General features: G+C 39.7%; 12 protein-coding genes. 4 read left to right on the forward strand and 8 right to left on the reverse strand.

The window, feature by feature from the left end; all coding sequences use genetic code 11:
• Positions 1-36 precede the first annotated feature (36 nt).
• Positions 37-963 carry an aldo/keto reductase gene (locus KO561_RS15650; protein ID WP_231094201.1) on the forward strand — a complete coding sequence of 309 codons (927 nt, stop codon included), beginning with the start codon at positions 37-39 and terminating at the stop codon, positions 961-963.
• A 234-nt stretch (positions 964-1,197) separates the two neighbouring features.
• Here KO561_RS15650 and KO561_RS15655 read toward each other — a convergent pair whose 3' ends face one another.
• A complete protein-coding gene (locus KO561_RS15655) occupies positions 1,198-2,379 on the reverse strand; it encodes an MDR family MFS transporter (protein ID WP_231094202.1) in 1,182 nt (393 codons plus the stop codon).
• A gap of 401 nt (positions 2,380-2,780) precedes the next feature.
• On the opposite strand from KO561_RS15655, the gene KO561_RS15660 reads away from it, so the two are divergent.
• The 3 genes from KO561_RS15660 to KO561_RS15670 all read left to right on the forward strand — a co-directional run bounded on the left by KO561_RS15660 (position 2,781) and on the right by KO561_RS15670 (position 4,656).
• Positions 2,781-3,107, forward strand: a complete 327-nt coding sequence (locus KO561_RS15660; protein WP_231094203.1) for a heavy metal-binding domain-containing protein — start codon at positions 2,781-2,783, stop codon at positions 3,105-3,107.
• Positions 3,104-3,334 carry a hypothetical protein gene (locus KO561_RS15665; RefSeq protein WP_231094204.1) on the forward strand — a complete coding sequence of 77 codons (231 nt, stop codon included), beginning with the start codon at positions 3,104-3,106 and terminating at the stop codon, positions 3,332-3,334. Before KO561_RS15660 ends, KO561_RS15665 begins: the two co-directional genes overlap by 4 nt.
• Before the next feature lie 98 nt (positions 3,335-3,432).
• Positions 3,433-4,656: a cation:proton antiporter gene (locus KO561_RS15670; protein WP_231094205.1), complete on the forward strand. Its 1,224-nt coding sequence runs from the start codon at positions 3,433-3,435 to the stop codon at positions 4,654-4,656.
• Positions 4,657-4,699: 43 nt separating this feature from the next.
• On the opposite strand, the gene KO561_RS15675 is transcribed toward KO561_RS15670, so the two are convergent.
• The 7 genes from KO561_RS15675 to KO561_RS15705 form a co-directional block, all read right to left on the reverse strand.
• Positions 4,700-5,059, reverse strand: coding sequence for a DUF779 domain-containing protein (locus tag KO561_RS15675; RefSeq protein ID WP_231094206.1), 360 nt, complete (start codon positions 5,057-5,059; stop codon positions 4,700-4,702).
• Between the two features lie 25 nt (positions 5,060-5,084).
• A complete protein-coding gene (gene adh, locus KO561_RS15680) occupies positions 5,085-6,605 on the reverse strand; it encodes an aldehyde dehydrogenase (RefSeq protein WP_231094207.1) in 1,521 nt (506 codons plus the stop codon).
• 545 nt (positions 6,606-7,150) lie between these two features.
• The gene (locus KO561_RS15685; protein WP_231094208.1) at positions 7,151-7,780 is read right to left on the reverse strand and encodes a response regulator; all 630 of its coding nucleotides are present in this window, start codon (positions 7,778-7,780) and stop codon (positions 7,151-7,153) included.
• Positions 7,773-8,819: a sensor histidine kinase gene (locus KO561_RS15690; RefSeq protein WP_231094209.1), complete on the reverse strand. Its 1,047-nt coding sequence runs from the start codon at positions 8,817-8,819 to the stop codon at positions 7,773-7,775. The genes KO561_RS15685 and KO561_RS15690 overlap by 8 nt, the downstream gene beginning before the upstream one ends.
• The gene (liaF, locus tag KO561_RS15695; RefSeq protein ID WP_231094210.1) at positions 8,816-9,544 is read right to left on the reverse strand and encodes a cell wall-active antibiotics response protein LiaF; all 729 of its coding nucleotides are present in this window, start codon (positions 9,542-9,544) and stop codon (positions 8,816-8,818) included. The genes KO561_RS15690 and liaF overlap by 4 nt, the downstream gene beginning before the upstream one ends.
• Positions 9,545-9,642: 98 nt before the next feature.
• Positions 9,643-10,272, reverse strand: coding sequence for a PspA/IM30 family protein (locus tag KO561_RS15700; protein WP_231094211.1), 630 nt, complete (start codon positions 10,270-10,272; stop codon positions 9,643-9,645).
• Positions 10,273-10,507: 235 nt separating this feature from the next.
• Positions 10,508-10,819: a lmo0954 family membrane protein gene (locus tag KO561_RS15705; RefSeq protein ID WP_231094212.1), complete on the reverse strand. Its 312-nt coding sequence runs from the start codon at positions 10,817-10,819 to the stop codon at positions 10,508-10,510.
• Positions 10,820-11,093: the final 274 nt, after the last annotated feature.

An 11,093-nucleotide genomic window follows, 5' to 3' on the forward strand; every position in this document is an offset into this window, starting at 1 on the left:
TACTTATACTTAGATTAAGACTATGAGGTGATAAAAGTGAAATATAGAAAAATCGGAAAAACCGGCTTAGAGTCCTCTGTTATTGGAGTAGGAACATGGCAATTTGGAGGAGAGTGGGGAAAGAATTTTACTCAATCGGAAGTGGATGCCATCTTAGACACGGCACAAGAACAAGGAATTAACCTAATTGACACAGCAGAATGCTATGGGGATCACTTGTCTGAATCTTTCATTGGAGATTATTTAACTAGAAGGAATAGAGAGGATTGGATTGTTGCAACGAAATTCGGCCATCACTTCATTGAAAACTTTGAAAGAACGAGGCATTGGAAGCCAGATGAAGTGCTGAAGCAATTAGACCATTCATTAAAGTCTCTCCAAACCGACTACATAGATCTTTACCAAGCCCATTCCTGTTCTGATGAAGAATTTGATAATGATGATCTATGGACGATGCTAGACAAACAGGTTCAAGCAGGAAAAATTCGTCACTTAGGCATTTCGTTACGTACAAACGATGACACCTTCCAGACGAAGGCTGCTTCCGACATACATGCTGAAGCTATTCAAGTCGTTTATAATCGCTTAGACCGCAAACCAGAAGACACCGTCTTTCCACTTAGTGAAGAGCAGAACTTAGGCGTATTAGCAAGAGTTCCATTAGCTAGTGGCTATCTTAGTGGAAAATACAAGCCTGGTGTTACCTTTAAAAAAGATGATGTTCGCTCTAGACATAATCAGCAAGAAACTGAAAAATTGCTACGTCTCGTGCAAGAAATCGAACAGCACGAAGTGCCAAAAGATGTACCAATGTCTGCTTGGGCACTTGCATGGTGCTTAAAACATCCAGCAGTAAGTGTAGTCATTCCTGGATGTAAGACACCAGAGCAAGTGATATCAAACGCATCCGCCGCAGACCTTGACATGGTTTCAAGCGACCATCCTCATCATGTAAACAGGTAGAACGAATTCCGTTCTACCTGTTTTTTTGTATCTACAGTATGAAATCTCCTTTTTACATCAAACTAAACAAAAAGGGGGTCACGGCGTATGGATTCAGAAAAGCAAAATCACGAATCAACAATTTGTCCGGAATGTAACGGGAGAGGCTTCCATACCTTCTATACCGATTTATTTACGGCTACGCACCCTTGTTCAAGTTGTACCGATACCGATGCATTTCATTTAAGCGATGATTCAACTAGTGTGTAACTCTTTTTCTGCCGGCAATCCCTTGTTGTATCGATAAGTTGTCCAATAAGGGATTATAAACAGCCCTATAAGGATATAGAATAGAATTTCAATATGGTATTGATCGACAATGAACCCACCAAGAAGCGGTCCAATCATATGTCCTGCTGTAGATACACTATTGATAAACCCTTGGTAAAATCCCGTTCTCCCTTTTGGAGCAAGCTGATTTGCCAGTGTTGGGATTGCTGGCCAGACAAGCATTTCTCCAATCGTTAATATCACCATAGCTACCGCAAACATCGTAAACGATTGAGCATATAACACAACAATAAATGATAAAATAAAAATCGTATTTCCAATATAAATATGCTTTCTAGGATCTTCTATCTTTTTCGTTACTATTTTCAATATAGGTTGACTAGCTACAATTAGGAATCCATTTATCGTCCACAGTAGACTGTACTGGTTAATTGGAATCCCTAAATCCTGTGTATAAGATGCAATCGTTGTTTGCCACTGAACGTAGCCAATCCAGCACATGAAAAAACCTACACTAAGAATGAGTAACGCCCGAAAAGCAGTCTTGTCTTTTATTTTCGTATTCAAAGCCTTTACACCTGCATAACCAGTATGAGTGTTGGTATCCATATTTTTGTAAGTGAGAAACACATATATAAAGAACAAAATATAAATCGCAGCATTAGCAATAAAAATATAGCCAAACGAGAAAGCTGCCACGAAACCACCGATGGAAGCGCCAAGAGCTACCCCTAGATTTTGGGCCACATAAATAGAATTGAACGCACGGCGTCCACCTTCTGGCCATACAGAACCTGCCATGGCAAACATAGCTGGTCTCGTTATTCCAGAACCAAATCCCATTACAATCAATAAAAGTGTATATGCTGTTATCGTATGAAAAAATGCCAGTAAGGTAGCTGCGACAACCGCAATCGATGAACCTGTTAAAATGGTTTTATACCCACCCCATCGATCAAAAAGACTACCCCCGATAAGGTTCCCTACTATTGCAAAGCCTTGATTTAACATTAAAATAACCCCAGCAAATGCGAGTGATTCTCCAAGTTCATTATGCATATAAATCGTATTCAGTGGCCAAATAAAAGAAGCCCCTGTTACGTTAATTGCCATCCCGATGATTAATAACCATATGTTACGTGGCATGTGATCACTCACCTTTTCTGTATCAGTCCAAAGGAAGATTTTAATACAAAACAGGTGGAAACACAACTAACAAAAGCGGAAGCGCCCGGTTAGCAACGTACGGACTGGACTGAACCGTCGGAGATAAAGGAAACATGCCCCTTCAAAGGGGTATGCCAACGTTGGGCGCAAAGCCCGGGTTTAGTTGGCCTTCCTTCCTCGCGAATCGATGTTGACTTATCGGACAGAGGTGAGGGAAGTCTCGCTAGTTGCTGGGCGCTGGAGCTGGACGAAGCTATTGCTGCATGATATCTTCATTGTGCCATTATTCTTAATTTATTGGCTAAGCGACGAAGAATGAAACATAACTTCAGCTATTTTCGTATTACATAATATAAAAAGTCCCACGAGGAGGAATTATGATGATAGTAATAACAGGCGAACAAGTACCGGGGTATTCCGTAAAAGAAATAAAAGGCCCTGCCTTTGGGTTAACCGTAAGGGCACGTGGCCTTGGAAAAGATATTACGGCAGCTTTTAAAGGACTCGTTGGGGGTGAGGTACGACAGTATGTTGAAATGCTAGAAGATGCTCGAAAAGAAGCAATGGATCGCATGATTGAAAATGCTCAGCAAATGGGAGCAGACGCCATTATTATGTTCCGCTTTGACTCTGGCAGTATCAGTCAAAACATGAGTGAAATTGTCGCTTACGGAACAGCGGTGACGTTGGAGAAGACGGATGTATGATGAAGTTTGTGATCGGTTACTTAATCTTTCAAATTGTTTTATTTCTCGTCTTATTAATCATCAGTAATCGTACAGATAAACGAAATCGTGGCAAATTTGTCCATATTAACAAAGTACCACCTGGATTTGAAAAAACCTCAGAATCTTTTATTGATACGAAAAGCAAAGTCCCAGTATATGTTTATTTCCACCCCGAAACCGGTAAAAGACTGTACGTGATCGAATAATGTGTAGGAGTATCTTAGATTACTCCTTTTTTCATTATGTAACTTACATGTATTGGACATAATGAGACAATGGAATCCATGTGATAGGAGTTTTAATGATGCATGAATTTAATGAAGTATTTATCCAAATTTTAATCCTACTTGCCATCTCTATTTTTGTAATCGGAGTAGCCAAAAAACTCAACCAGCCTTATACGATTGCACTCGTTCTCGTGGGGCTCATATTCGGTTTGATTCAAGGGCCGATCCCTCTACTAGAAGAAGCAGAACATTTTATTACCCAATCAAACATCTTTCAAGCTATCATCATTTCTTTATTCCTCCCCATATTATTAGGCGATGCAACCTTGAAATTACCGTTCCATCACATTGTCGAGCGGAAAAAGGCGGTAATGAGCACAGCGCTGATTGGAACATTACTTTCCTTTTTACTAATCGGGTTCTCTACATACTATTTGCTTGACTTGCCCATTACCGTCGCCTTTACATTTGCAGCGCTTATGAGTGCGACCGATCCAATTAGCGTTCTGTCTATCTTTAAATCTGCTGGGGTTTCGCAAAAAATATCGACCATTATGGAAGGGGAGTCTCTATTTAACGATGGAATTGCCGTCGTGCTTTTCAAAATCTCGTCCATTTTCCTGTTGACCTATATCGAAATGGGATGGGAAGGATTTGCAAGTGGAGTCTTTTTATTTTTCAAATTTGCTATAGGTGGTGCTTTAGTCGGGGTAATCCTTGGCTTTATCGCGTCTCAAATCATTCGTTTCTATGACGATTATCCATTTGAGATTGCCGTCTCCGCGTTATTGTTTTTCGGGAGCTATTTCATTGCAGAGCATATTGAAGTATCTGGGGTAATTGCCGTTGTTGCAGGAGGATTCGTCTTTAGTGATTATGGAGCAAAAATCGGAATGTCTAAGCAAACTCACACCAATATTAACACGTTTTGGGATGTCATTACGCTCATTGCCAATTCAATTATCTTCTTACTAATTGGGTTAGAAATCCGAAATATTGACTTCACTGGAAAGTGGTCCATTATCCTAGTTGGCATCCTACTAGTTATAATCGCAAGAACCATAGCTTTATACGGCAGTACCGCTTTATTAAAGGACATCACTCGAAAAGAGCGACTACTTTTGAATTGGGGTGGTCTCAAAGGAAGCTTGTCCATCGCCTTAGCATTAAGCCTACCTAGCAGCTTTGAAGGAAGGGAAACCGTATTATTACTTACTTTCTCTGTCGTGCTATTTTCCTTATTTGTGCAGGGTCTTACGATTCAGCCGCTGATTAAGCTGTTGGGGTTGTCGAAAAAATAATATAAAAGCCTAGCACATTGTCACACAGTGCTAGGCTACATATCTACAATCTATTCAATTCTTCTTTCTCTTCCTCCGAAAACACTCTAGACCGTGTCAGGAACCGTTTTCCCTCTGGTCCTTCGAGCGAAAACATCCCGCCCCTTCCATCGACAACATCAATGATTAGTTGGGTATGCTTCCAGTATTCATACTGATCCTTAGACATATAAAATGGTGTATCGCCAATGTGCCCTAGCAAAACGTCCGATTGACCCACCTTAAACTCATCTCTAGGAAAACACATTGGAGAGCTTCCGTCACAGCAGCCTCCAGATTGATGGAAAAGGAGAGGACCGTGTCGCTCCTTTAATGTTCCGATTAATTCCACCGTGGGATCTGTTGCAATGACTTTCTCTACCACTTTTACCTCCTCCTTCAGATCAAGGTTAAAATAATCCCGTTGCCTCTGTGCTGTAGCTAACGAGCAAGTTTTTTGTTTGTTGGTAATGATCCAGCATCATTTTATGGTTTTCTCTTCCAATACCGGATTTTTTATAGCCACCGAATGCGGCATGAGCTGGATAAGCATGATAGCAATTCGTCCATACTCTTCCCGCTTCGATTGCACGTCCAAAGCGGTATGCAGTATGCACGTTACGGGACCAGACTCCAGCTCCTAACCCATACAACGTATCATTGGCAATCTTTAAAGCTTCTTCATCATCTTTAAAGGTAGCTACAGATAAGACAGGTCCGAAAATTTCCTCTTGGAAGATTCTCATCTCGTTATTCCCTTTAAAAACAGTTGGTTTTACATAATACCCACTAGCAAGATCACCATCTAATTGGTTCACTTCCCCACCAATTAGCACTTCCGCTCCTTCTTGCTTTCCAATAGCTAAGTAAGACTTGATTTTTTCCAGTTGTTCTTGTGAGGCTTGAGCACCCATCATCGTTTCCGTATCTAGTGGATGACCAATTTTGATGGATTCAATTCTCTGTAAAGCACGCTCCATGAACTTATCGTAAATGGATTCATGGATTAATGCCCTAGATGGACATGTACATACTTCCCCTTGATTCAGAGCAAACATAACAAGTCCTTCAATCGCCTTATCTAAGAAGCCATCATCTTCATCCATGACATCTTTAAAGAAGATATTCGGTGATTTCCCTCCTAATTCAAGCGTTACCGGAATAATGTTTTCTGACGCATATTGCATAATCAAACGACCAGTCGTCGTTTCACCTGTAAAAGCGATCTTCGCAATGCGATTACTTGAAGCCAATGGCTTTCCAGTTTCCAAGCCAAATCCGTTTACAATATTTAAAACACCCTTTGGCAGTAAATCGTGAATCAATTCCATCAAGACGTGGATGGATGCCGGAGTTTGTTCAGCAGGCTTTAATACAACGGCATTACCAGCAGCCAAAGCCGGAGCAAGTTTCCAAGTTGCCATTAGAATAGGGAAGTTCCATGGAATAATCTGTCCTACAACCCCTAGTGGTTCGTGGAAATGATAAGCAACCGTGTCCTCATCTATTTGGCTGATGCTACCTTCTTGTGCCCGAATCGTTCCTGCAAAGTAGCGGAAGTGATCAATGGCTAACGGAATATCAGCCGCTAACGTTTCCCGAACCGCTTTTCCGTTATCCCATGTTTCAGCGACTGCTAGCATTTCCAAATTTTCTTCCATACGATCAGCAATTTTGTTTAAGATGTTTGCCCGTTCCGCAGGAGATGTTTTTCCCCATCCTTCTTTAGCTGCATGTGCTGCATCTAACGCTAACTCCACGTCCTCTGCAGACGATCTAGCAATCTGACAAAATACTTTTCCATCTACTGGACTAACATTATCGAAGTATTGACCTTTTACCGGTGGTCTCCATTCTCCCCCTATAAAGTTGTCGTAGCGTTCCTTGAAATCAACCTTTGCTCCTGGACTGTTCGGTACTGCATACTTCATTACACATTCCTCCCACTAAATTGTAATCGCTTACATTTATAGGTGTAAAAACTAAGGTGAAAGAACCTACTATTAATATAGTAACGCACCGTTCCAAATATTACTAGATTTCATTCAGAATTAAGGATAAAAGAGTCATGCAGATCCCACCCGTCCCTTTGATAAAAAAACACAGAAGGTCTAATTATAGACTAACTTGTTAAGTGGACATTGATTCCGCTATTTGAAGCAAAGCAGCGTTTTATATTGTTCAAGGACACCTGTTCCGCTATTCATCCTAAATCAAACTTATAACCTGCACATACCACTAAATGGAATTTCAGACAATAAGGTACTGTATGTCCGCCAAAATAGTCGACCAATCAGCACTCTTTTGTCATCTCACTACCGAGTGCAACTTCAGTATAACAACCAACATTTAGCCATTCAAAAAGGCTTAGATAAGGTTTATATCCAAGCCTTTTTTACATTTAATCAATTCCAAAATTTACGATACGAAACAGTATGTTAATCTTCACAGGAAGTGAACTATTCGCCCTTTTCCCCTACACCAACTCATGCTTAAACGCATAAATCGCAGCTTGCGTTCTATCCTGGACTTCTAATTTACTTAAAATATTACTTACGTGGACTTTCGTTGTTTTTAACGCAATAAATAAATCATCGGCAATCTCTTGATTAGATTTACCTTCCGCGATTAATAAAAGAATTTCCATTTCTCTTGCGGTTAAAGATTCATGGGGAGAGGGAGAATTTTTCTGTCTGAGCTTAGACATCACCTTGGAAGTAACCTCTGGTTCAAACACAGATTCTCCTTGATGGGTCTGACGAATAGCTTTTGCGATTTCACTAGCCTTCGAAGTCTTTAAAATGTAGCTCGTCGCTCCCGCTTCTAGAGCAGGATACACTTTATCATCATCAATAAAGCTCGTTACGACAATAATCTTCGCTTCTGGCCATTCCTCCATAATTTTCTTCGTCGCTGTAATCCCGTCCATTTCATCCATAACGAGATCCATCAAAATAACATCAGGACGAAGCTCTAATGCCAGCTCCACTCCTTTTTTCCCGTTGTCCGCTTCTGCAATGACTTCAATATCTGGTTGTACAGACAAATAGGAGCTCACTCCGATTCGCACCATTTCATGATCATCTACAAACAGAACTCTAATCATTCTCATCACCTTCTGTACCAATTATCGGAACTCGAACCTCTAAGCGTGTTCCTTGATTTGGAATACTCACCACTCGTAAGGTAGCTCCTACCTCAGCCGCTCTTTCTTTCATATTTTGTAAGCCATAGGAACCGGACTGACTCTCTTCTAAATCAAAGCCAATGCCATCATCCATGACACGTAAAATGACAAATCCATCTCTTTCATTCAGCCAAATATCTAACGACCTGGCTTTGGAATGACGTAACGTATTGGAAACTGATTCCTGAAAAATTCGAAATAAGTGATCCTCCACACCTTTACTTAGTGGAACAGGCTCCATCTTCCAGGTCACTTCGATTGGAACCTTTTGCTTGAGTTCCTCTAACAGCTGTTTCATTCCATCCGTTAAGGATTTATCCTTCAATGCTACTGGTCGCAAGTGAAGAAGTAATGCTCTCATTTCTAGTTGGGACTGCTGAATCATCATCTCTACTTGCTGAAGCTGCTTCGCCGTTAAGTCGTCCCAATTTACATTCCCTTCTGTAATAGCGGATACCATCATCGACGCGGCAAACAACTCTTGGCTCACCGAATCATGCAGTTCCCTCGCTAAACGGTTTCTTTCTTCCGATATAACTTCTTCCATTTTCTTTTCTTGATCTTCCACACGTTCATCTACTAGCTTTTGTGAGATTTTCGTTTGCTCCATTAAGTAGCGTTGAGTGGCGGATAGCTTTTCTGCGACTTGTTTCATTTCACAAAGGACAATTGGAAACTCTTCCTCTTTAAAAGTCCCCTTCTGTAATTGCTCTAAACCAGATTCTAGCTCTTTGAATCGTTGCTTCCAATACCAACCATTCCAAGCTCCAATTACACTCCCAAGAAAAAGAGCACCTATTAAGATGTCCAACACAATCGGAAGCTCAAAAACTCGCATATTCCAAAGAGCCTGCCAATTATCTAATGGAAAAGCCACGAAAAACAAAGCAAAAGACATCGCGATAACGAGCAGAGAAGCAAGGATCCCCGAACCAATTGATCGTTTAAAAATACTCATACTCGTTTCACCTCGATTTTCCCTATTATCGTAGAGGTGAAAATTTTGACCTTTTGATTGGATTCGTCAAATTGCTCTGTTTTGAAATGGACCACTTTGTTCCACATGTTTTGCTCAGCATAATTAAAAATACGTAAAGATCCAAACAACACCGAATGCTGAACGGAAACTTCGACATCATAAGGAACGAGAATTTGCACTGTTCCTGCAATATTTCGGATGGAAATAACAGGAGGATCCTTCGGAATCATCGTATAGCTTAAGTCAATTACCGTGTCTCCAATACCAGATTGGATGTTTACATCCGTCCATTCATAAGCAGAGTTTGTTGTATGCTGTGAACCAAACCATTTGTTTGTGAAAAGAGTCTGAATCCGCTGAATCGTATCATCCTGATTGATCACTTGGTCGAACTCTGGTCGAAAATGGTATGGTTCTTGTCTAGACTTATAAAGTTTATATAAAAAGTAGGTAAGGATGGATAGTGCGAGAAATTTAAAAGCTAGTGTATCCATTATGGTAATAAGGATTAATAGAACGGCACTCCAAAATAAAACCTTTCCCCACATTTTTTCAAAGTTTTTCTTTCCAAGGTAAATCCCAAAAGTGAGTACCCCAACTAAAATGAGTAGTCCTGGTCCATATAGAACAAATTCAAATACAAATATCACTGCAGTTAGGATTAATAATATATCTACAACATTAAAACTTTTTTTCTGTCTCATATGGCTCTCCTTTTCTCTATAGCTTGAAAATAGAGAAGATTAATACGAAAGAGAAGACGTGCTAGACACGCCTCTCTTCCTAGATTACCACGAATAGATTAAGTAGTAGTATATTTATTTTTTTCAAGCTCGGCTAATCTTGCATCTAACGTATGCATCCGGTAGTCGGACTTTACTTTTTCTTCTAATCGTTCAATATAATTTTCTAAATCAGAAAACTTTGAAATGCTTTTGGAAGCAAGATCTGATTGAAGCACTCGATTCATCCCTTGATGAGCTTTCGCCACATTTTCTCTTCCTTTTAGTTCTAGTCTCTTCACATAAAGCTCTTTAATTTTGTATTTCATTTGTTCGTATTTACTTTCTAGCATCTCTAGTTCTTTTATAGATTGGTCTCTTAGAGCGGATAGCTTGTCCACTCTTTCTTGATACAATTCCTTTTCTTGCTCTGCATGCTCTTGAAGCTCTACTTCGCCTGCCTCTGCAGCTAGTTCCGCTTGACGAGTTCTTTTTTCAAGCATCACTTTTGCATGATTGTATTCTTTCGAGAATTCTTGTTTGACTAAGTACTGTTTTTCAACTAATGCGCGAATCTTCTTCGCTTGCTGCTCGCATTGCCTTACATATTCATTTAATTGAATCATTGGATTTTTCTCTTCTTTCTGGTCAAGCATTTCATGGAAGTCTGCTACCACCGTATCTTTCAAACGTGTAAATAGGTTAGACATTTTCATTCTCCTTTAAAGTAATTTTGTTAAAGAGGATGTTCAAAAAGTCCGGTAAAGGAAACTTGGCGAAACCAAGCCGAATGGCGCAGGTTAAGCCTTAGTTGAACTTATACTATCATCCAAAAAACTATATATATGATAGTGTAAAAATCGCTTTGAACTTCTGCGTTGGCTTGCTTCTCAAAAACCGCCTTGAATTTCTGTGCGCTATTTATCCTCCTTTTTGAACACGCATTTAAAATAAAATCTCGTCTTTCGTGAACAATTTTTCTTCTTTATCCTTCTTCCATTTTTTATAGGTGTAGTACAGAACAACAAAGGCAACTACGCCTATGAAAGCTGGAATGTTTGCTAGGGATAAGGATATACCTATCAAGATGACAAATCCCCAGAGGATTTTTTCTGTAACTGAGTTAGCAAGGACAAACTTTTTAATCGAGTAATAGGATACGACTAAGCTAACAGCTAGTAGAATCATCGGTCCTATGTTTGAGACGATCAAAACGGCTGCCGCGATTGCTAGTAAAGCGAGTAAGAATGTTTTCATATGCTTGTTCTCTCCTTTCATGTCTCTATCATAAATAGAATCCATGCTAGATATAACGACCTTGCGTTATAATTTCAACTAAGTCTTTGGTCTTATATGTGCTAAATCTTCAAGTTTCTTCTATAATATATAGATAGAAATGTGTTTTGCCTTCTCAACGCGGGTCATATGAATTAACAAAATATTTAAAAAATGTTAGAATGACAATATGTCTATTTTACAGGCTATTTATTTACCTTATTGTCATTCATTTCCTTATACCGTAAAGAAAAAG

This window comes from Radiobacillus kanasensis, from assembly GCF_021049245.1.
GTDB lineage: Bacteria > Bacillota > Bacilli > Bacillales > Amphibacillaceae > Radiobacillus > Radiobacillus kanasensis.